General features: G+C 39.5%; 22 protein-coding genes and 1 tRNA gene. 2 read left to right on the top strand and 21 right to left on the bottom strand.

Features of this window, described 5'->3' with window-relative positions; genetic code table 11:
- Positions 1-89: 89 nt before the first annotated feature.
- The 11 genes from csn2 to O3621_RS02385 all read right to left on the bottom strand — a co-directional run bounded on the left by csn2 (position 90) and on the right by O3621_RS02385 (position 10,217).
- On the bottom strand, positions 90-755 hold the full coding sequence (gene csn2 / locus O3621_RS02435; protein WP_111675749.1) for a type II-A CRISPR-associated protein Csn2: 666 nt from the start codon (positions 753-755) through the stop codon (positions 90-92).
- Positions 745-1,089: a CRISPR-associated endonuclease Cas2 gene (gene cas2, locus O3621_RS02430; RefSeq protein WP_111675748.1), complete on the bottom strand. Its 345-nt coding sequence runs from the start codon at positions 1,087-1,089 to the stop codon at positions 745-747. Before cas2 ends, csn2 begins: the two co-directional genes overlap by 11 nt.
- Positions 1,086-1,952 carry a type II CRISPR-associated endonuclease Cas1 gene (cas1, locus tag O3621_RS02425; protein ID WP_111675747.1) on the bottom strand — a complete coding sequence of 289 codons (867 nt, stop codon included), beginning with the start codon at positions 1,950-1,952 and terminating at the stop codon, positions 1,086-1,088. The genes cas2 and cas1 overlap by 4 nt, the downstream gene beginning before the upstream one ends.
- Positions 1,952-6,127, bottom strand: a complete 4,176-nt coding sequence (cas9, locus tag O3621_RS02420) for a type II CRISPR RNA-guided endonuclease Cas9 (protein ID WP_371513531.1) — start codon at positions 6,125-6,127, stop codon at positions 1,952-1,954. Before cas9 ends, cas1 begins: the two co-directional genes overlap by 1 nt.
- A 307-nt stretch (positions 6,128-6,434) precedes the next feature.
- A tRNA-Arg gene (locus tag O3621_RS02415) sits at positions 6,435-6,506 on the bottom strand.
- Positions 6,507-6,546: 40 nt separating this feature from the next.
- Positions 6,547-6,894: a 50S ribosomal protein L19 gene (gene rplS / locus O3621_RS02410; RefSeq protein WP_002900259.1), complete on the bottom strand. Its 348-nt coding sequence runs from the start codon at positions 6,892-6,894 to the stop codon at positions 6,547-6,549.
- A gap of 118 nt (positions 6,895-7,012) precedes the next feature.
- Complete coding sequence (crcB, locus tag O3621_RS02405) at positions 7,013-7,339, bottom strand: fluoride efflux transporter CrcB (RefSeq protein ID WP_172454731.1); 327 nt, start codon at positions 7,337-7,339, stop codon at positions 7,013-7,015.
- A complete protein-coding gene (gene crcB, locus O3621_RS02400; protein WP_111675744.1) occupies positions 7,336-7,710 on the bottom strand; it encodes a fluoride efflux transporter CrcB in 375 nt (124 codons plus the stop codon). The genes crcB (O3621_RS02405) and crcB (O3621_RS02400) overlap by 4 nt, the downstream gene beginning before the upstream one ends.
- Positions 7,710-7,973, bottom strand: a complete 264-nt coding sequence (locus O3621_RS02395; protein WP_111675743.1) for a chorismate mutase — start codon at positions 7,971-7,973, stop codon at positions 7,710-7,712. The genes crcB (O3621_RS02400) and O3621_RS02395 overlap by 1 nt, the downstream gene beginning before the upstream one ends.
- A gap of 296 nt (positions 7,974-8,269) precedes the next feature.
- Positions 8,270-9,652: a Fe-S cluster assembly protein SufB gene (sufB, locus tag O3621_RS02390; protein ID WP_111675742.1), complete on the bottom strand. Its 1,383-nt coding sequence runs from the start codon at positions 9,650-9,652 to the stop codon at positions 8,270-8,272.
- Positions 9,653-9,776: 124 nt separating this feature from the next.
- Positions 9,777-10,217, bottom strand: a complete 441-nt coding sequence (locus O3621_RS02385) for a flavodoxin (protein WP_111675741.1) — start codon at positions 10,215-10,217, stop codon at positions 9,777-9,779.
- 105 nt (positions 10,218-10,322) lie between these two features.
- On the opposite strand from O3621_RS02385, the gene O3621_RS02380 reads away from it, so the two are divergent.
- Both O3621_RS02380 and O3621_RS02375 read left to right on the top strand, forming a co-directional pair.
- On the top strand, positions 10,323-11,258 hold the full coding sequence (locus O3621_RS02380; RefSeq protein WP_111675740.1) for a bifunctional oligoribonuclease/PAP phosphatase NrnA: 936 nt from the start codon (positions 10,323-10,325) through the stop codon (positions 11,256-11,258).
- A gap of 107 nt (positions 11,259-11,365) precedes the next feature.
- A complete protein-coding gene (locus O3621_RS02375) occupies positions 11,366-11,608 on the top strand; it encodes a type B 50S ribosomal protein L31 (RefSeq protein WP_002895374.1) in 243 nt (80 codons plus the stop codon).
- A 216-nt stretch (positions 11,609-11,824) separates the two neighbouring features.
- Here the strand turns inward: O3621_RS02375 and O3621_RS02370 are convergent, their stop codons facing one another.
- The 10 genes from O3621_RS02370 to pepV form a co-directional block, all read right to left on the bottom strand.
- A complete protein-coding gene (locus O3621_RS02370) occupies positions 11,825-13,651 on the bottom strand; it encodes a CAP domain-containing protein (protein WP_314450156.1) in 1,827 nt (608 codons plus the stop codon).
- A gap of 705 nt (positions 13,652-14,356) precedes the next feature.
- On the bottom strand, positions 14,357-14,647 hold the full coding sequence (locus tag O3621_RS02365; RefSeq protein ID WP_002895366.1) for a cupin domain-containing protein: 291 nt from the start codon (positions 14,645-14,647) through the stop codon (positions 14,357-14,359).
- Between the two features lie 29 nt (positions 14,648-14,676).
- Positions 14,677-15,471, bottom strand: coding sequence for an LD-carboxypeptidase LdcB/DacB (ldcB, locus tag O3621_RS02360; RefSeq protein WP_371513526.1), 795 nt, complete (start codon positions 15,469-15,471; stop codon positions 14,677-14,679).
- Between the two features lie 4 nt (positions 15,472-15,475).
- Entirely contained in the window at positions 15,476-17,206 is a 1,731-nt protein-coding gene (locus O3621_RS02355) for a hypothetical protein (protein ID WP_314450155.1), read from the bottom strand.
- A 16-nt stretch (positions 17,207-17,222) separates the two neighbouring features.
- On the bottom strand, positions 17,223-18,308 hold the full coding sequence (locus tag O3621_RS02350; RefSeq protein WP_314450153.1) for a DUF6574 domain-containing protein: 1,086 nt from the start codon (positions 18,306-18,308) through the stop codon (positions 17,223-17,225).
- A gap of 98 nt (positions 18,309-18,406) precedes the next feature.
- Positions 18,407-18,721 (bottom strand): rhodanese-like domain-containing protein, encoded by a 315-nt coding sequence (locus O3621_RS02345; protein ID WP_371513524.1) that lies wholly within the window; start codon positions 18,719-18,721, stop codon positions 18,407-18,409.
- Positions 18,714-19,676, bottom strand: coding sequence for a zinc-binding alcohol dehydrogenase family protein (locus O3621_RS02340; RefSeq protein ID WP_314450150.1), 963 nt, complete (start codon positions 19,674-19,676; stop codon positions 18,714-18,716). Before O3621_RS02340 ends, O3621_RS02345 begins: the two co-directional genes overlap by 8 nt.
- 246 nt (positions 19,677-19,922) lie before the next feature.
- Complete coding sequence (locus tag O3621_RS02335; RefSeq protein ID WP_124765985.1) at positions 19,923-20,411, bottom strand: prolyl-tRNA synthetase associated domain-containing protein; 489 nt, start codon at positions 20,409-20,411, stop codon at positions 19,923-19,925.
- A gap of 11 nt (positions 20,412-20,422) precedes the next feature.
- Positions 20,423-21,007: a uracil-DNA glycosylase family protein gene (locus tag O3621_RS02330; protein WP_002912595.1), complete on the bottom strand. Its 585-nt coding sequence runs from the start codon at positions 21,005-21,007 to the stop codon at positions 20,423-20,425.
- A gap of 53 nt (positions 21,008-21,060) precedes the next feature.
- Positions 21,061-22,467: a dipeptidase PepV gene (gene pepV / locus O3621_RS02325; protein ID WP_371513521.1), complete on the bottom strand. Its 1,407-nt coding sequence runs from the start codon at positions 22,465-22,467 to the stop codon at positions 21,061-21,063.
- Between the last annotated feature and the right edge of the window lie 27 nt (positions 22,468-22,494).

Below are 22,494 nucleotides of genomic sequence, written 5' to 3'. Positions count from 1 at the left end.
TCGTAAAAAATTTTTTCTCACGAAATTTCGTAATCGCGCCATTCGTCTCAGCCAGACTTCAGCTCGTCAGGTTCCAATTGTTACTCTTATTATACCATATTTTCAGGGTTCAAGAAATAGTCTTGATCCAGCACATACTGAGGGAAATCATAGACTTTTCGAGGTTCGACAAATAAGACTCTTAGTTGATTGAGTTGTATATACTCGATCAAATTTACTAACTCATCCTTTGATAGATAGGCGGATACATTGATGAAAACAAGAAGTTTCTTTTTAGAAAGATATTTAAAAACCTGGACAATTTCTAGCATCTTTTCAAAAAGTGTATCACTTAGAGTTTCGACTTTGACACCAAGTGCATCGATTAACTCTAGAATGGTGATTTCATCATACTCTAGGTCTAACTCGTTTTCCAAACACTCAAATGCCAACAATTCTGTAATCGTAGCAACCAGCTTTTCAATCATGGACTTGACTTCTGGTTTGTCATTGAGTTGATTTTCTAAATCAGCATGTATCAGCTTGAGCATAGAAGAGGAGTTGAGATTGTATCCTAAGACATCCGTTATTACCAGTAACTCAGACTCTTTCAGAGATTTTAGATTTCTATCAAATAACTTCAAGTCCCCATCATCAGTAGAATATTGGTAGAACTGCTTGACGATAGTTGAAAAGGTAAGTTGGTCTTCCAGGACTAAAAAGGTTGCATTTTCAATAGCCAATGGTTCATCCAATAATGGGAAATTAATCTTCATCTCCAGGCTCCTCTCCTAGAAAAACTAAACGTGCGTCGGAGTTTGCTACGCTGGTATTTCGCTCGCCATTTAAGTAAATCATGCGAGAAAACTGCTTTTCTGTAACGGTTAAGAGAGTAATGTTTCCTTTTTTAGGATTATGAGTCTTGAGTCGCTCAATCATGGCGTTATTAGCAGAGTTGTTGAGCAAGAGCTTGCTATAGATAGAGAATTGGTGCATGATAAATCCTTCATCTATGAGGAACTTGCGAAATTTCCGATAGGCCTTGCGTTCCTCTGCGGTATCAACGGGCATATCAAACATTAAAATCATACGCATATATCGATAACTCATATCCTAAACTCAGGAACTCCTTTCTCCGGTTGATTGAGAGCCTGGATGACTTTCTTAGTATAGTCACTGACGATATTGGACAGGTACATATCTTTGCCATTGTAGTGAAAGGTATCTGAGAAAATAGTGAAAAGTTCTTGTTTGATTTTGACAAAAGAACTGTTTCGATTTTCATAGACGATTCTGTCAATAATCGGACGGAAAGGCTCCATAATATCGCTAGCGAGGTTGAATTGATTAAACTGATTAGCATGTTTCAATCCAAACTGAGTCATACAACCAGACAAGACAATTTCACGCGCAAACATACTCAAAATTAAGGTGTAACCATAGTCCAAGGCAGCATTGACATCATTATCTTGTTCACGGCTAAAATCATTTCCAAACAAGGTGTTAAAATAAATCCGAGCTGCGTGCCCTTCGCGGTTACTAGGATCAAATAAATCCAATCCATGATAGAGATCGATGACGGACTGACTCTTTTCCAGAAAACCACAACTCCCTAGATAAAAAGCCTGATTGAGAATTTTTTGTGCAATGATGGTTGTCCAGATTTCCGCCTTTACATCTTCATTCCAAGCAATTTGCCGAGAGAGTTGCAGACTGGAATCGTGCCGACCGTAGTAGGGCATTAAGTATGCAGTTGGCAAGCGTTTATCATCACAAAAGATGACCAGAATATTTTCATCCACCAAACGTTTAATCAGCATGGTGGAGAGAACGATATCCGTCGTCTCCAAAAGAAGGATGTCCACCTCGGACAGGTGAATCAACTCTGTCCGAGAGGCATCTTTAAAGATCAAGTGATTGTTCTTGTAGGAGAGCTTAGAGTGTGTATTGACAACAACGGTCCTCCATCCCATTAGTCTTCTCCCAGTTTGCTTAAGTCAATCCGAGTCTCATAAAGACCAGTGATGGATTGGTGGATGAGGGTAGCGTTGAGGAGTGATGAAGGTGTATAGTCCCTATATCGTGGAATTTTTACTCCCAAGAATTCGAAGTCAGAGGCGCTTCCTTGTGATGTCAATTCGAATAAACCAGCATTTTTACTATTTTCTGGACCAATGAAGCTGAAACACAATTCTTTGATATCTGCTGTTTCCCAATCTGTAAAAGCTTGCCGGATTCTCTCTCCATTTTTTAACGCCCCAACATACTTTTCGTTAAAATCAAGTACATATTCTAAAAGTTTAGCAAACTCATCCCTATGTTTCTCAACATACTCTAAGTGCTCTGGTTCGAGTGTTTTATTAACATTCTTAGCATGATATAAAAGAGTTGTATACTTTTCGGGAATGACCAATTCATTACCTTTATGAATTTCTCCTCGTTTATTGTTTGTCGATAGAATACTTGCTAGTCTTCTTCTTGTACCATCAGGAAACTCAAATAAACTATATTTAGGTAAAGTAATAGTTGATAGAAGTTTTATATATCCTTTTTCAAGAAGATATTTTTCTTTGTTATTTTCAAAGTTAATTTTATCTAAAATAGAGATACCTTGAAACTCAAGAATTGTCTTTTGTTGTTTTTTCGCTCCTTTTTCAATAATAGCTTTAACTAAGACCGCATATGAGTTAGAAATACCAGCGTAACCACCGTATTTTCGTGGATCAAGCCCCTGTTTAATAGGAACAAGATTTTCTTTGCTATCTTCTGATGGTTTAGGAGATGGATTAGAATTGAACAAGCCTTTAGGTTTACCTCTATCTAGACCATGTGTCTGAATCTCTATTTTCTTCACAATATTCACCTGTGGGTAGGAAAGTACTTTTTTGATTGTTGCGAAATCTTTTTCCTTATTCCAAGCGATTTCTCCCGTATCCTTGGAGTATTCGATATTCTCTCTTTTTACGATAGCTCCGTCTGCGTAATGCACTTCTTCTTTAAAAAAGTTCAACAAGTTTGAGTAAAAGAAATACTTCTCAGTTGCTTTTTCAATTTCTTTAGAGGGTTTGAATCTTGAGATGTATTTCTTAAGGTCGTACTTTTGATAGTCACCATAGACGAATTCAGGCTCTAGTTTAGGATATTTCTTAAGGATAGCCTTAGCCACCACCGCATTTAAGTAGGCATCATGCGCATGGTGGTAGTCATTGATTTCCCGCACCTTGTATAACCCAAATTCTTTACGGAAGTTGGAAACTAGATTGGATTTCAAAGTGATGATTTTGACGGTACGAATTTTCTGCTTCTTCTCATTCACTTCTGTATTGAAACGGGCATCCAAAATCTGTGCAACATTTTTTGTGATTTGCCGCGTTTCAACTAGTTGGCGTCTGATAAAGCCAACTTTATCACGCTCATCTAGTCCACCTCGTTCAGCTTTGGTTAAATTATTAAATTTACGTTCTGAAATCAATTTGGAATCCAACAATTGTTGCCAAAAAGCTTTTCTTTTTTGAACAACCTCTAAACTTGGAACATTATCGGATTTACCACGATTATCCTTTGAACTAGTCAAGACACGGTTATCGATCGAATCATCCTTTATAAAGGCCTGTGGAATGATGTGATCAATATCATAGTTGCTTAGTTGGTTGATTTCAAGGGCTTCCCCTGTATACATATCCTTCCCATTTTGGAGATAGTAAAGGAAGAGACGGTCATTTTGAAGTTGAATATTATCTGTAGGATTTTCTTTTAATATATTTGAATCAAGCCCAGGTGCTAAATTTTTTAGTGCATCTTCAATGCGTTTATATCTTTGTTGGGAATTCTTTTTCCCTCTGGTAGTTGTCTGATTTTCTCGTGCCATTTCAATCACAATCGACTCAGGAGCATAGCCCATAACCTTGACAAGTTCATCAACAATCTTGATACTTTGTAAAATTCCTTTTTTGATAGCAGGACTGCCTGGAAGTTCTTGGACAACTTGCTTCACATCATCTGTTTTACCAACTACTTGTGCTTTTTGGATAATTTCTTTGAAGGATAGTCCGTCATCATTGATCAACTGCATAAAGTTACGATTGTTATAACCATCATCAACCAGATAATCAAGAATCGTTTTGCTAGTTTTTTTATCACAGATACCATTAATCAGCTTGGCAGAGAGTTTTCCCCAACCAGTATAATGTCGACGAGTCAGTGATTTAATCACTTTTTCATCAAAGATGGAGTCATATTGAGCAAGGCGTTGCTTAATCATCTCACGATCTTCAAATATTGTGAGAGTATGAACTATATTTTCAAGAATCGCTTCATTTTTAGGATCATCCATAAATTCTTTATCTCTGATAATTTTGAGTAAATCATGATAAGTAGATAGACTAGCGTTAAATTGTTTTTCAATTCCTTTTAGTTCGATTCCATCGTAACCATCAACATTGTGTAGATAATGAATGAGATCATTTTCAGTTACTTTTCTTTTCTCTTTGAATAATTGATTGACAATTTGCTTCTTCTGCCCACTATCAAGAAATTGATAATCTCTCAATCCTTCTGCAATAAATTTTACTTTTGTTAATTCATTATAGACAGCAAATATTTCGTATAATAGGCTGTGCTTAGGTAGAACTTTTTCCTCTGGTAAATACAAGTCATAGTTAGTCATTCTGTGAATGAAGTCTTCGGCAGATCTTGCCTTATCAACAACTTCTTCAAAATTCCAAGGTCTGATTTGCTCGTCCGAGTTTCGAGTAAGCCAAGAAAAATCACGATTGTCACGAGCCAACGGGCCAACGTAGTAAGGAATACGGAAGGTTAAGATTTTCTCTATCTTTTCTTTGTTTTCCTTCAGAAATGGATAATGTTCTCCTTGTCGACGGAGAATGACATTCATTTCTTGAAGATGAATTTGATGAGGAATAGAACCATTATCAAAGGTGCACTGTTTTCTCAAAAAATCTTCACGTTCAATTTTATCAAGAAAATAATCTGCTCCTTCGAATTTAGAGAGAAGATTTTTGATATATTTGTAAAATGCTTCTTGAGTGGTCTTGCCATCGATATACCCAGCATACCCATCTTTAGATTGGTCAGAAAAAACTTCATCATATTTTACTGGAAGATTGTTTTTGATGAATTGTTTTAAAGCTGCTAAGTCTTCTTGGTGGTTTTCATAGCGCTCAATCATAGAGGCTGATAGTGGAGCCTTGGTTGAAGGATCTGTAACAGTTAAGATTCCTGATAGAAGAATGGCGTCATAGAGTTTTTTAGCAACTAGGAAAAGGTCTGCAAAACCATCCCCAATTTGTCCGAGTAAGTTTTCCAAATCCTCATCATAGGTATCTTTAGAGAATTGTAGTGGAGATTTTTCTTCTAAATCAAAATGTTTCTTAAAATCAGCTTGATTCCCTACAATCAACTTGAGAAATTCTGAAAATAATCCAGTAGATTTTTCATTAGAGAAGAGTTTCAGTACATGATCTTTTTTAGCGGATTTACTAATCTTATCAGTAAATATTGCTTCGACTTGCGCTTTTTGTTCACTGAGAGAACTTCCTTCAAAAGTGCTGTCGTACGTGGTTACAAATTCATTAAAGATTTTTTGGATATCATTGTTTTTAATATCGAAAGATTCTTCGTATAAAAAATGTCCACGGTATTTAATCATATGAGCTAATGCCAGATAGATTAAACGCAAGTCAGTTTTTTCTTTCGAATCCGCAAGTTGCTTTCTCAAATGATAGATAGTTGGAAATTTCTTGTGATATTCTTTTTCTTCTGCTAAGGTAGCAAAAATAGGGTATTTACTTCGTCTCTTATCCTCAGGAACTAAAAAGGAGTCATCTAGTCGATGGAAGAAGCTTTCATCTATTTCATTCATTGATTCTGTAAAAATTTCTTGAAGATAAAGAATACGGTTGCGTCGGCGAGTATAGCGCCGACGAGCTGTTCGTTTTAGACGTCTACTCTCTGCAGTATTTCCATCGTCAAATAATAAGGCGCCTAATAAATTTTTCTTAATATGACTTCTATCTGTATCCCCGAAAACTCTCATTTTCTTAGCAGGAACTTTATAATCATCAGTTACTACAGCCCATCCAACGCTATTTGTTCCTATATCAAGTCCTATTGAATATGGTTTCTTCATAAAAATCCCCTTTTATAAATTTGTTTTTTTATGTCAATATTTTAACACAAAAACGTTTACATTTAAAGAAAAATATTATATAATTATTTTGTTGGAACTATTCGAAACAACACAGCAAGTTAAAATAAGGCAGTGGTTTTTAAGCCCAGTCCGTATTCAACTTGAAAAAGTGCGCACCGATTCGGTGCTTTTTTATTTACTATAATAACCCTATTGTGCTCCTATTTCTTAAAAACAATTTATTTTAAAGATTTTTTATTTAAACACAGAAAAAAACTACGTTTGTCAACGTAGTTTTTCAAATCCATGTCCCCTGCCGGAATCGAACCAGCAACTACTCCTTAGGAGGGAGTTGTTATATCCATTGAACTAAGGGGACTTAGAGAAAAACTCTGCCCAACGACAGAGTCTTTCTAAGATTAACGGCGAATTTCTTTGATACGCGCTGCCTTACCTTGCAATGCACGAAGGTAGTACAATTTAGCACGACGGACTTTACCGTAACGAACGACTTCAATCTTATCAACACGTGGAGTGTGGATTGGGAAAGTACGTTCAACACCGATACCGTTAGAGATTTTACGAACGGTGTAAGTTTCTGAGATACCAGCACCTTTACGAGCGATAACCACACCTTCAAAGATCTGGATACGTTCGCGACTTCCTTCGACAACTTTCGCGTGAACGCGGACAGTGTCACCAGGACGGAATGCAGGGATGTCAGTACGAAGTTGACCTTCAGTCAAACTTTGGATTAATGGATTCATTTTTTCTACTCCTATCTTACTAATCTTAAGGTTCAAGACCGCAGCGGATTAGCCGTTTTTTGTGCTTCCATTAGGCACAAACTATATTATATCAAAATTTCTAAAAATGTAAAGATGTTTAAATGAAAATTCCCGAAAGAATCGCTAAAAATCCGAGTATGTATGTCAGAGCCAAATAGAAAACAAATTTCTTTCGCTCCGAAAAGAGCTCTGCCAGCTCATCATTCAAGGTGGAAAAAGTCGTCAGGCCACCACAGAAGCCTGTTGCTAAAATGACATAAACCTGCTTGTCTTCGATATGATTATAAAAATATCCAATGAGAAAAGCACCTAGAAGGTTTGCCACCAAAGTCCCAATCGGCAGAGATGCCCTGCTATTGACCTTGGAAAAAACATAACGCACAAGAGCACCAGCGCCACAGCAGATTAACATCGCCCACATCATGCCTTCACCTGCTTTCCAGCCCATAAGGCGATTGCAAGGCCACCACCTACACTTAAAACTAGATAGATAAGAAGCTCCGTATAACGTCCTGAATCTGCTAGTTTGATACTGTCTAGCAGAAGACCAGAAAAAGTCGTCAAACCTCCACAAAAACCGGTCGAAAGCGCTAGAATTAGACGCTGGGACTTAACTTTACTGCTAAGATAGCCCTTGATAATATAGACCAGCAAAAAAGTTCCCAAATAATTGACCAGTAAGGTAGCCAGCGGAAATGAATCAGCAAAAACTGATAAGAGCGCTACTTGGTAACGTAGCCAGCCGCCTACCATCGCAGATAAAGCCACAGCTATCGAGTTCTGTACTTCTTTCATTAGATATTTTTATTCTGAAATTCACGCGAACGTTTTAAAATGTCAGAAAAGGTCGCAACAACAGTTTCCTTGTAGTCTTTTTTTTCAACCTTATCCGCCACTCTGGCGAAAATCACATCTTCTCTCTTACTATCCAAGACAGCCGTACCTGTTAATTTTTTTAAAGCCACGACTTGGTCGACCAGATTCATGCGTTGCTCCAGCAAGTCAACAATTGCATCATCCACTTGATCAATTTCCTGTCTGATTTCTTCTAACGTCATCTCATTCCTCCTTATATTCTATCTATCATATCAAAAAATAGTAAAATTTTCTAGTTAATCCTAAATAAAAAGGTCCAATGGACCTTGATTAAAGGGAACTCGCAAGGGCGAGTCTTTATCTGCAACCTAAAACAACTCCCATCTATAGATTAAAAAAGTTCCCCGAACCTTATTAAAGAGCACTCGCTTAACCGAGTGCTTATCCGCAACCTAAAACAGTCCTCCTGACCTTGGATTAAGGAGAACTCGCAGAAGCGAGTTTTTATCCGCAGATTAAAAAGGTCCAATGGACTTTTTTAACCAACTGAGCCTTCCATACTCATATTAATGAGTTGGTTGAGTTCGACGGCGTATTCCATTGGAAGTTCCTTAGTAATGGGTTCCATAAATCCGTTGATAATCATAGCTGTGGCTTCTTCTTCGCTGATGCCTCGACTCATGAGATAGTAGAGCTGATCTTCAGACACTTTGGAAACCTTGGCTTCATGCTCTAGCGCGACATTGGAATTATGGATTTCATTAAAAGGAATGGTGTCAGAACTGGATTCACCATCCATCAGAATGGTATCGCACTCGATATGAGATTTGGAGCCAGCGCTATTCTTCCCAAAGCGAACCTGACCACGATAGTCTGTCTTTCCACCATCCTTGGCCACTGATTTAGAAATCAAGGTACTGGATGTCTTAGGAGCATTATGAAAGACCTTGCAGCCCGCATCCAAGTGCTGGCCATAGTTGGCAAAGGACATAGAGAGAACAGAAGTTCTTGCGTTGCGGCCATTAAGAATGCTACAAGGATATTTCATATTGACCTTACTGCCTAAGTTCCCATCAATCCACTCTAAGGTGCCACCCTCCTCAACAATCCCCCGCTCCGTTACAAGATTATAGACATTGTCCGACCAGTTTTGAATGGTTGTATAGCGGAAAAAGGCATCCTTTTTGACAATGATTTCGACATTTGCAGCATGAAGACTATTGCTTGTATAGGTCGGTGCTGTACAGCCCTCAATGTACTGTATAGAACCGCCCTCCTCAATAATCATCAAGGAGCGCTCAAACTGGCCGGCATTTTCACCATTGATTCGAAAATAGGTCTGAACAGGAACTTGGCACTGGACGTTCTTGGGCACATAGATAAAGGTTCCGCCAGACCAAACCGCACTATTAAGCGCAGAAAATTTATGCTCAGCATTTGAAATCACAGTACCAAAATACTGCTTGACCAAGTCCGGATATTCCTGAACAGCCGTATCCGTATCGGTGAAGATAATCCCCAGCTTGGCAAACTCTTCCTTCATATTGTGGTAAACCACTTCAGATTCATACTGAGCCACAGCTCCAGATAGAAAGCGCTTCTCGGCTTCTGGAATTCCCAAGCGGTCAAAGGTTTTCTTAATCTCTTCTGGAACTTCATCCCAACTGCGAGCCCGATCTCCGCTTAGCTTCTGATAGTAGATAACATCATCAAAGCGAATCCCTGACAAATCCGGGCCAAAGTCGGGCATTAGCAGTTTATGAAAGAGTTCCAAGGAGCGCAGACGATAGTCCAGCATCCACCGGGGCTCATTCTTGATTTCTGAGATTTCTCGAACAACTTCTTCTGTCAGGCCTTTACCAGTCGAAAAGAGCGGCTTGACATCATCATGAAAGCCAAAAGCATAGTCGCGTTCTTTCATAGGAACTCCTCCTTTATCTGATGGATAGCGCTTACCTATATTATACTCCTAATCATGAGAATTGTCAGAAAATAACACTTTCGCAAAACAAAAACGGCCGCAGCCGTTTCATCTATCTATCACTTTAAACTTTATTAACCAAGCCTTCCGCAAAAGCTTCCAAGCGTGCAATATCATCATCTTCCGCAGATAGATCCACCTTAACACTTTCTGCCCCCTTAACCGCTCCTGTAGCAGCAAAGGCAGCATCAAAGTCATCAACAGCCTTGCAGAATTCGTCATAGAAAGTATCGCCCGAACCGACCACTCCGTAGACCTTGCCAGATAAATCCAAACCAGACAAGTCTTCGTAGAAGTCCATCATTTCATCCGGCAGCTCACCATCACCATAAGTATAGGTCGCTACAATCGCAATATCTGCTTCCAAGAAATCTTCTGCATCGACAGTGGTGCACTCGTCCACTTCAACTTCTACATTCAAATCTCTTAGCTTATCCGCCACAATATCAGCAATTTCCTCGGTGTTTCCAGTCATGCTGGCAAAAACAATTTTTGCTAAGGTCATAGTTTCCTCCAAATTCTAATCTGCTCTCATTATATCATATCTTTTTTATTTTAAAAATAAAAACTCTTATGCTACAATGGGTAAAGAAAGTTGACGAGGTTATTTATGACTCTTTATCATGATATTTTAACTAAAATCAAAGAATACGATACTATTATCATCCATCGCCATATGCGTCCAGATCCCGATGCTCTTGGCAGTCAGGTCGGACTGCAAAAGCTGCTTCAGTACCATTTCCCAGAAAAAACAATAAAAGTAACAGGCTACGATGAGCCCAATCTCATGTGGCTAGCACAAATGGACAAAGTCTCAGACGAAGAATACCAAGAGGCCCTAGTCATCGTCTGTGACACCGCTAATACAGCTCGCATTGACGACCAACGCTACACGACAGGCGATTTCCTCATCAAAATCGATCATCATCCTGATGATGAGGTTTACGGAGATATTTCTCTAGTTGATACAAGCTCCAGCAGTGCCAGTGAGATGATTGCTCTCTTTGCCTTTGAAAATGGCTTAGACTTGAGCAAGGAAGCTGCAGAACTCCTCTATGCTGGTATCATTGGTGACACCGGCCGCTTCCTTTATCCTTCTACTAGCGCCCGCACATTCGAAGTAGCTGCCAAGTTGCGTCAATATGATTTCGACTTATCAGCCTTGTCCCGAAAAATGGACTCTATCAGCCGCCAAGTAGCTAAACTGCAGGGCTATGTATATGAGCAATTGGAAATAGATGAAAATGGAGCTGCGCGGGTCATTCTGCCTCAGAAAGTTTTACAAGCCTATCAACTAACCGATGCTGATACTGCGGCCATTGTCGGAGCACCTGGACGAATTGAAGATGTCGGTCTGTGGGCTATCTTTGTTGAGCAGCCAGATGGTCACTACCGTGTCCGCATGCGCAGCAAGGTTATTCCTATCAACGGTATTGCTAAAAATCATCATGGCGGAGGACACCCCTTAGCCAGCGGAGCCAATGCATTTTCAAAAGAAGAAATAGAGCAAATCTACACCGAGATGAAAGAATTGGCAAAAAAGTAAGAAATTAGTCTAAAAGTCTTGTCAAATCAATCAGAATTTGATAAACTATCAAAGTAACTAATCTATGGCTCGCAAAGAGACCATGGCAGAAAGGAAATTTTTGTAAAATGAGAAAAGATATTCATCCAGAATACCGCCCAGTTGTCTTCATGGACACTTCTACCGGCTACCAGTTCCTTAGTGGTTCAACTAAGCGTTCAAACGAAACAGTTGAGTTCGAGGGGGAAACTTACCCATTGATCCGTGTAGAAATTTCATCAGACTCACACCCATTCTACACTGGACGTCAAAAGTTCACTCAAGCAGATGGACGTGTGGATCGTTTCAACAAAAAATACGGTCTCAAATAATCATAAGCACCAATCGGTGCTTTTTTTGTACTCAAAAATTTCTTTTCGCCTTTTTTGAACTTTAAAATCTGTTCACAACCGCCACTTTTGCTTCCTAGTTAATTCAACAAAAAAACTCCAAAAGTCAGACGATTAAAATCTAACTTTTGGAGTGTGGTTTATATGCAACCAAAGATTAAGAACACAGATGTTTAAGAATAAAATTCCTTATTCTTATTATTTATAGCTGTAAGCCCAGTAGTAAACACCGTTTCCGTCTACAACTGTCGCTACTGCACCTTCAGTTACGTTAGGATCAAGAAGCAATTCTCTCAGACCGCTGTTAGCCCATTTCTTAACGACAACAGATGGATCTTCATCACGACGTCCAACAAAGCCTGAGCTATCGTATTGACGTGAAATTTCATTTACTTTTGGAAGTGCTTGATTTTGATAAATGTCTTCTGACCAAGTCAACTCTTTCAAGCCTTGAGCTTTACGCTCTTCATTGATTTTAGCGAAAGCTTCTTTAGCTTTTGAAACATAGTCATAGTTTGTATCGTTTGTTGCTTCAACACGGTAAACAAACTTAACATAACCAAATTCTACATCACTGTATTTCTTATCCTCAACACCACTCTTAAGGTTTGCAATCAAGACATAATCCTTAGCATATGGGTTTTCTTTGGTTTTCTCAAAGATTTCTGGATCTTCGATTTCCCATTCAACTTTGGCATCCCATCCTGCGTTATCAAGGAACTTAGGATTCATCTTTTCGATAACGTAGTTTTTGAACTCTTCAACGTTCTTGAATGGCAGCGGTTGACCTGCTTTAGCAGTTGTCACTAGGTTAGTTGAGTACAATTTCACGCTAGAGTCTTTATCACTGTACATGTATTCATCATCAGCAGTGTTTTCGTGAAGTTTTGGATCAAGAGCTGGATCGTTTGGATCAGTCATGCCTTGCAGTTTCCATTTGTCACCAAACCATTTCCAATATGGAGAGTATCCATTAGCTTCTGAATCAGATGGTATACGGTAATAATGGGTAGAACCATCAAAGTAATAGTTAGGATCTGACTCGAGAGCCTTGTCACCTGGTTTTCCAGTTGGGTAGATGATTTTTGGAGCTCGTCCATTTGGTGCCCATGTCAAGTGTTCCAGACCTTCTGCTGGTTTTTCAACATATGGCGGGATTTGATCTTCGCTTGGTTTATCAGTTGTTACCAAGCCAGGAGTCTCTGGCACAGCAGGTCTTGTCGGAGTTTCTGGTTTTGGTTCTGCTGGTTGCTCTGGTTTCGGAGCAAATGGATTGAGGTCGCCTTCTGCACCGTTAATTGGAGGATTTTCCGGCAAATCAACACTTGGTACCTCTGGTTTTGGTTCTTCCGGCTGACTTGGAGTTGTTGGATTAGTAGAGTTATCAGTAGAATCCTTAACAAATACCCACTTGCCATTTTGATAGTAGTAATAGTCGCCATTATCCAACACATAGTAATGATAACCATTTTCATAACGATAATGTGGATCGTTTTCCAGGTTGTTATTGGATGTGCTGTTATTGTTAGTATTTGTCAGCGGCTTCCACTCACCATCACGATAGATACGGTAAGAACCATCTGTCATACGGTAGTAATGGTTACCATTCCAGTAAATATAGTTCTCATCATTTGCCAGATTGTTGTAGTTATTCCAACCATTATATCCGTAGTTGTTGCTATAGTTATAATTCCAGTTGTTATAGCCTGGATAATAGTTATTATAACCATAGTCATAATTATAGCCATTGTAACCATAGTTATAATTGTAGTTATTGTAACCATAGTTATAATTGTTGTAACCATAGTTGTAGTTATTGTAACGGTAGTTGCGGCTGTTACGGTAATTATAGTTGTTATAACCATAGTTATAATTGTTGTAACCACCATTCCAGTAATTATAGCCTGGTTGATAGTAGTTATAGCCATAATCTTGAGCCTGAGCATTATTCGCAAGTGCAATTGCTGGAATAATAGCCGCAGCCGCTACAACAGATCTTGATAAGAGTCTGAAACGATTGTTCATATTAATTAAACCTCCAAAGTGACCAACATCACTTTATTTTTTTGTGGGGGGGGAATTTATTTTTTGTGCACAACTTCATAAAAAAGAATTTCACGAAAATACTGCCAGCTGACAGTTGACTACTCCATCATTATCAAACGCAAAAAAACGAATCACTAGTTAGTGAATCCACCTGATTAAAGGTTGCACATAAATGTTTTTATAACATTTGATTTAGAAAGAAAGAAGTCAATATGCTTGAAAATACTTTTTTATGCATATCTCACCCTCAAGACGAATTATAGCACAAGAAATTTTTGAATGCAAGCATTTTAGTTAACAAGGTGTAAATTATTTTTATGGGTAATTTTTTATAGTTCGTCTTTTTGTTTATCTTTCTGTTTTTTAGCTTTAAAAATCTATAAAATGTTCTTTTTAACGAACCAAAATAATAGAAAAATGTTTATAATTTGGTTTACATAGTGTAAATTATTTTTGTTATTTATTTATAAAAGCTTCTCACCCTCTCATTTCGATTTTTTATTTAAGTTTATTTTAAGCTTATCTTAAGCCTTTTTTAAGCTTATCTTAAGTTTGTTTTAAGAATCAAAGAATCTGTTTATGAATCCCTTCCTTATGGGTTTTTATTTACAGAAATGAATAGTTCTTAAAAAGTAGTAAAAAATACTAGAAGCATTTATTCCAGCTTCTAGTATTTTGAATTTATTAATATTTGAGTTGTTTGATAACCAAGAGGTGGCTATCTTCCTCTCCGACCAAGCTGTGTGGCTCATTGGGCTCCATCGTCAAAAAGGAACCTGCCACTAGCCGCACAGTTTGTTCTCCAGCAGAAAAGCTTACATCTCCCGACAAACAAACAACTGTTACTAGTGCATCAGCACTGTGCTCTGGTACTTCTTTTCCTTTAGCAAGATGCAGATGATGGATGATTCTGCCTTCTTCTTGAACAGGTGTTTCTGCAAAATCATTATTGGGATTGGTAACAAAAAATTTCATTTTCTTCCTCCTTCTAATGGATGATGTGACTACTGATCTTCATAGCCTCCACCGGTAATGCCGAAATATTCTTCTAAAGATTTGCCTGATTGAGCAATTTCCTTGGCTTCTTGACCAATATAGCGCAGATGCCAACTTTCAGGCATATAGCCAGTTGAACCTTCCTTACCCTCTAGATAGCGAACGATAAAACCGTACTTATAGGCGTTCTCTAGAAGCCACTGACTTGCTCCAGCTTCTTGTACGAGGTTACCACTCTTATCAATCAAGTCAAAAGCTAAGCCGGTCTGGTGCTCACTGTAGCCTGGTCGAGCTGAATAGCGGTCTGCAGCTGCCTTACCATCCTGATTGACATAGTTTTGATAGAGTTCTGTCTGAGTATCATAGCTGCGAAAGCCACTGTATTGGTCGCTGATAGCATAGCCTTGTGCCTGCATGTCTGCAATCAGTTTGAGCAATTCTGCTTTAGCAGTCGCATTCTCACCTGGATTATAGGAAGCTGACAAAGGGTAGTGTTTGTTGACAACGAGAATCTCATCATATTTCCCTTTGACACTGTAGTAGCTGCCGTTATAAGAAACATTTTGATCAAGAGTTTTGGCCTCGTGATTTTGCTCCTTTTTAGTATCAGCACTATCTGAAGATGTTGTCGTATCTTGGCTAGACTTTTTATCTTTTTCAGCATCTTGTTTCTTAACTGTACTAGTTGAGCTAGCCGCTTGTTTATCAGAGCTATCTCCAGTAGTGTCTTTACCAGACGAACACGCGCCTAGAACAAGAACAGATGCTGCAAGAAAAATTAGTTTACTGTATTTCATTGTCATAATATCAACCTTCTGAAACTTCAAGATTATAGATTACAAAAGAATCCCCACTAGGCTTCAAGTAGTAAGTCTTATTTTTACGATTTACACTATTTGGAGTGTTATCGACATAGTGGACTGTATAGTCCTCATATGTTGTCACGATATAGGAACCATTTTCTTCCTTGATTTCGCGGATATCCAAAGCTCCTGGCTCATAATAGTTAATTTTTGCTTTCTTAACACCACCACCAGTGGTCCACTCAACCATTTCTCGATATACTGCACTAGAGGTATCGTAGTATTGAGAATAGTTGTTGCTTCTGTTAGAAACAGAGCTGAAAACAGCACTGCGGTAGTCATTAAGGAAAGTAGAGACTTTTGCCTTTTGAGCCTCAACCTTTTTCGCTTCTTCGTTCTTTTCTCTAATCTTAGAAAGCACTTCCTTAGGAAGAGATAATTTCACATTCGTGGTATCATCTTCCACAATCACTGTCTCTTTATTGGTAGTAAAGGTAGTATCAGAGAAAGTAAACTTGGCATAAATTTCAAGCTCTTGATAAGGAACAAGCTGCAACTCAGGAGTCAAACTGCTACCACTTTCTTTACCATTAACAACGATTTTAATATCTGTTGCTTTTGAAGTTTCAGAAGGCATCGTAATTTTTAGCTGTTTCTTTTCAGACTTGAGATCCAGTTTGATTTCATTATCTTTAGCCGTAGCTAAATCAAGCTGAACCTTACTCTCTACATCTCCAACATCTGTCTTACCTTTGAGTGTAAAGTCTTGTTTGATAAAGTGATATTCACCCAATTCAGTGTCTGTATTTTTCTTAAGAGTAATAGTTTTTTTCTCACCAGGTTTAATGGTAGCATTATCCAAATTGGTATTGACTTTAACTTTGACTGGGTAGGAAACCATCTGATATTCCTGGAAAATACCAAATTTCTTACTCTTTTCAGTAACACCTAAAATCTTATTATTGTTGTCATCGATATAAGCAGATTTGCCATTTGACTCAACAATGTTATCTAGCTCAGTTTCGAGATTAATCTCCTGGCTCTCTAGGTGCTCAACTAAAGCTCTTGCTTCAGCACGTGTCCACTTATCGGATTGAGTAGAAAGAAGACTTGCAACTTCATCAAAGTCTTTACTAGAGACTGCTTTTGCAAAATGGTCTGTAACAACTTTAACCCCAGTTATAGAGTTTAGATAGAAGAAAGCTCCAATCAAAGCAGCAACTAGAAGGGTTGGACCCCCAATCATGATTGCTTGCTTTTTGGATATTCTCTTTTTAGCCTTTTTTACTGGCTTCTGTGGTAATTGTGAGTCGAGCAATTCAGACCGAATAGGCAAGTTAGAGAATCCTTGACTCTTAGCTTCTGCAAATTCTTCTTTGGTAGGTTTTCGACCAATATTATTTTCAAAAGCTTGCAGCCAATTCTTACGAAGTTCTTCATATTGACTAGATTCAAATGAGCTTTGCTTCTCATCTTGGGAAGATAGTTGAACCGATTCTTCTGTGACAGAATCTTCAGAAGGTGTCTCCTGAACAATATCTTGATTCTCAGAAGCTTCATCAGTAGTATTTTCTACTGACGAAGTTTCTGTGGTTGCTTCCTCTACTTCGCCTGCAATCTCCTTAATCTTTTTTGGATCAAAGTTAGATTGTTTGCCAGCTTGGAACTCACTTGCAGTTGGTTTTCGACCAATTACTTTTTCAAAGAGATCAACCCATTTTTCTTTTGTTGCCATAAATCTCCTCCAATTATTACATCATTGCGATACTAGCTAGTAGAGAAAAAGCGATGAAAGAGAAGATAATTGTAATCACACCATTGATAATAATGGCCAATAGATATTTATAAAAAGGATCCATAGAGTTGTTTGTCTTGGAATAAATCAAAGCAAAGGTCGCTCCAACTCCAATTAACAAAATTCCAATCCATGTGAATAAAAGGGACAATTGAATGACTCCTAGTAGAGCAAATAGAGCTGAAATAGCAATAAACGGAAGAACTATAGCATACAGTCGGCCGTACCAATCAAAAGCCTTATTAAAGGTAAAACTTCCATCCTGATAGACCAAACGCTTCACAACAAAACCACCTAAAATAATAGAAAAAAGGAAGAGAGCCGCTGCTATCAGGGAAACAAAAAAGACTTTGAAATTAAGAGACGGAACAACATCATACAAACTAAGACTGTATACCCTAAACATATTGATGATACTGTAAACGTTGGAATTTGCGACAATAGCAAAAAAGAACACTGTCAAACCTAGAGATAGGTAGCCATTCACCTTACTGCTCTCAACTTCAGATGTCGGTGATTTCCAAGCTGAAACAAGCCAAGCCCAGAAACCTTTCATTGTTTTAGAAAACTCGCTGGGTTGAGGAGGCTGCTGACTGTAATAAGCCTGCGGTCCTTGTTGAGGTACTTGTGAATTGAACTGTCCTTGCTGCTGGTTGTTCTGATAAGCTTGCGGACCAGAAGACTGAGGCTGTCCAGTAAAGGGGGTCGCTTGCTGAAATCCTTGTTGCTGATAAGCTTGTCCCTGATTAGCAAATTGATTTGGATTTGCTTGTTGCTGAGGAACTTCTTGATATTGTTGAGAGGCCTGCTGAGCAAAAGGCTGTTGGAAGTTTTGTGGCTGAGCAAAGTTTTGTGGTTGAGCTTCTTGTTGAGACTGTTCAAAGCTTGATGAAGCTGGGCTAGCTTGACTAGGCGCTTGCTCCGCACTTACCTGTTCAGCCTCAACAAATTCCCCAGCTGCCAATGCTTGGGCAATTTCTTCCTCTGTAGCCGATCGTCCATTAACGGCCTCAAAATATTCAAGCCAATCTTGTTTTGACATAAAATATCTCCTATCTATAAATTATTATACTACTATAGTATACAAAAAAAGGGCCGGAAATTCAATCTATTCCGGCATTTGCTCTTCTTAATCGCTTGTCATAACGTCAATTTAGCAGGAAAAGCTTCCACTCCTCCTTCGACATTGGTTACTTGGTAACCCTTGGCTTCCAAAAATTCGCAGGCACGCGCTGAGCGGCCGCCTTTTTGGCAGATGATATGGTAGGGGATTTGTTTATCTAATTGCCCATAATTCTCCGGCAAGCTGCTGAGAGGCAGATTCAGAGCTCCAGAGACATGTCCAGCTGTAAATTCGTCCACCTCGCGGACATCAATCAACTGCAGTTCTTCTGCCTGCAATTTGTCATATAAATCTTTCGCACTAATTTTTTGCATCATTTTTCTCCTATTCATTCATAATCACAATTTTTCCAAAACCTGCCGTCCCCTCTATAAAAGCATGAGCTTTGGGCACTTGCTCTAGGGAAAAGACACGCCTTGGTGTAACATTGACCTGATAGCGGTCAATGTAATTAAATAATTCATCCATCAAGTCTTGGCTCACATGAGCTGAGTGGAAACTTGTCAGAAAACTGTTGTTTTTGATTTCTTCGATTGGGTTGAAATCATCCAGCTCCCACTGACCTCCCAAGAGTCCGGTCACACAGATAATCCCCCCCTCAGCGATATGGTCAAAAGAATCCTTGATAGTTGCTGGACCAACCAACTCAAGGATTTTATCAAACTTATCCTCTGTTTCCAGTCGGCCATCCTGGTCTATGATGATATCGTCGTAGGCTTGGTGTTTGAGCAGAAATTGTTTGGATCCGCTACTGACCGAGCCCACAATATGTGTGTCTGGAAACTGCGCCTTAACCAATCTAGCAAAGGCCAAACCGACACCGCTAGTAGCAGCTCGGACTAAAATCTTGTCATTGGGCTCAATGCATAGATTTTTCATAGAGCCTAGAGCAGTATAATAAGTCTCTGGCACTGCAGCCAACTCTGTCCAGGTCAGGTTGGTCTCGACTGTATAAATTTGGTCGTTCGGCAGGAGGACATACTCAGCATAAGAACCGTCAAAAGCTCGCCCCATTTCACCCATAATGGAAACCACTTTTTGACCAACCTCTAAATCAGGCCGAGTCGTCTCAGCCACTTGACCAACACACTCAATGCCTAAAATTCGAGGAAAGGTGACACTAGGCGATAAACCCTCACGAGTAAAAATCTCCGATCGGTTAATCCCAAACCCTCTGACCCTGACCAATGTCCAGCCTTTTTGAAGTTCTGGAATCGGTCTTTCTTCCAGCAGAAGCTTTTCTGGCCCACCCGCTTCGTAAATGACTATAGCCTTCATCGTTTCCATAGAATCACCTCGCTTTCTACAAAGTTTAGCATTCTAAGCTTAGACTTTTCAAAAATCAGTTAGATACTTCTGAAAATCAAACTTAACTTTGACAAAATTATCAGCCGGCTGTTGGAGAATCTTCTGAGGGAAGCACTTTGCTGGATATGTCCTTCATCCAAGATCAAGATAGAGGGACAAGACGCTCGGTTTGACAATCTGAGAGAGCAGCTGGATAGTACTCCTCTATCACAGCAAAACAGTTAGTTAAAGATCCAGGACTTGGTAAGAGTAGCCCAAATCTTGCAAAAATTTGAACAAATCCTGTGTAGAGATAAAGATGGTCTTTTCATTAGTATTAGGATGGAAAGTCATGCGTTCTTCGTTGATAATCTCTTTATCAAAATAAACTTGAATGTCCTTCTCCTCATTATTGAGCAAACCAAAAGGTGAAACCGTTCCGGCTGGTAGGTTCATTTTCTCAGCCAAGGATTCCAATGAGGCCATGCGAATCCGATCGGCTCCCACTTGAACTTTAAAGTCATCCATATCCAATCGTTTCTTGTCATCCATAATTAGAAGATAATACTGAGTTTTCTTCCTGTTGGTCAAAAACATGGACTTAGTCCGAACACCTTCCATGCCTTCAATATAGCTATCTGCCTGCTCTGTCGTAAATGCAGGTGGGTGCTCCACCACATCAAAGGCGATCCCCAACTCTTGCAACTTGTTAGCTACTTGTTGATAAGCATCCATAGTTTTCTCCTTTATTGATGAATAATCTTTTGCACCAACGCTTGCAATTCTGGCACCACTTCAGCCTCAAACCAAGGATTTTTAGCCATCCAGATTTGGTTGCGGGGCGATGGGTGAACCAAAGGAAAAAAGTCAGGCAGGTAGTCTTGATAATGCTGAACCGTCTCGGTCAGCTTGATATTTCCTTTTTGATGCAGATAATATTTCTGTGCATACTGACCAATCAAAATGGTCAGCTCAATATCTGGCAAAAGCTCTAAAATCGGCTGATGCCACCTTTCGGCAAAGCCCTTACGAGGTGGTAAATCTCCAGACTTCCCATGCCCCGGAAAATAAAAATCCATGGGCAAAACCGCAAAGTATCCAGAATGATAAAAAGTCTCTTCATCGACACCCAGCCATTCTCTCAGCCGGTCACCACTCTTGTCCTTCCAGTAAAGCCCTGCCTGCTGAGTTTTCAGCCCCGGCGCTTGACCAACAATGTTAATCCGAGCATTCTTAGGTGCCGCAAAGAGTGGCTTGATTCCCTGCTCCGTAAATTCTTGATTTTCTGAATCAGCCATGATGGTCTTGGCAATATCCTCTATTGTTTGCATGACAGCTCCTTGAAAAGAAACTCATCCAGCAAGGCCAAACGAGTTCTTCTTTTTTATTTGATTAGCTCGTAGATAGCCTCCGCGTAAATGGCCGCAGCACGGAAAAGGTCTTCTACATCAGTAAATTCGTTGGCTTGGTGCATGGTGTTGACATAGTCTGGGAACATAGCACCAAAAGCCACACCGCGCTTCAAAAGACGGCCAAAGGTTCCACCACCAATGACTTGCTCATGTCCTTTGAGACCTGTTTGCTTTTCATAAACACTCAAAAGAGTTGCTACCAACTCATCATCTGCTGGAACATAGTGCGGAGTATATCCATGCTCAGACAAACTCACAGACACAACACCAGTAACTTTTTCAAGACCGGCCTGAATTGTTTTCGGATCAGTACCTTGAGGGTAACGGATGTTCAGAGCAATGGTATTGTCAGCCTTGGCACTGTCAAAATGGAAAACACCAGCATTCATGCTGAGAGCACCCATTTTAGCATCTGTATAAGCAATTCCTAACTTCTCACCTGCAAAGTCCTCGTGCAGAACTTGAGCTGCAACTTCCAGATAAGCCTTGGCGTCACCAGCAAAGTCAAATTGGTTGAGGAAGAGAGCTAGATAGGTTGCTCCGTTGATACCATCCTCTGGTGTAGAACCATGAGCTGATTTCCCAATGACTGTCACTTCAAGAGCGTCGCCATTTTCTCTCAGACTAGCTGAAACCTTGTGAGCAGCAGCAAAGTCTTGTAATTTCTTATCCAATTCCGCTGCATCAACTGCTGATGTAAAAATAGCTGTCGCTGATTCTGGCACCATATTCTCACGAAGTCCGCCAGTGAAGCTCTTTAGTTTAAAGCTGCCATCATTACTGTTACCAAAGTGGAGATATTCTGTGATATTCCCTTTTTCACCATTAATGATTGGAAATTCTGCATCTGGTGAGAAACCAAAGTCTGGCTCAGGCAAACCAACATGCTTGAAATAATAGTCCATGTCTTGCCAACCTGATTCCTCGTCTGTCCCCACCACAAAGCGCACGCGCTTCGATACTGGCAAGCCCAAGTCTTTGATGATTTTCAAACCGTAGTAACAAGCCATGGTTGGCCCTTTATCATCAGACGAACCACGCGCATAAAGCTTACCATCAATAATTTCAGGTTTGTAAGGATCTGTATTCCAGCCACTCCCGGCAGGGACTACATCCATGTGGGCAAAAATCCCAAGTTCTTCAGTACCCTCACCAAAAGTAAAGTGACCAGCATAATTGTCCACATTCTTTGTTTCATAGCCATCACGCTCAGCGATCTCTAAAAACTTATGCAGAGCTTGAACAGGTCCAGGTCCAAAAGGATGTTCATTATCAGCTTTGGAATCATCTCGTTCTGAGTTGATTTCCAAAAGACTGAACAGGTCAGCTAAGAGATCTTCTCTTCGTTTTTCAACTTCTGCTTTAAAATCAATTGTCATTATTTTACCCCAATTTCCAATTCGATT

It is taken from the genome of Streptococcus sp. 20925_1_22 (assembly GCF_041431685.1).
GTDB lineage: Bacteria > Bacillota > Bacilli > Lactobacillales > Streptococcaceae > Streptococcus.
The sequence above is the reverse complement of the archived record's forward strand: the minus strand, read 5'-3'. Positions and strand labels throughout refer to the sequence as shown.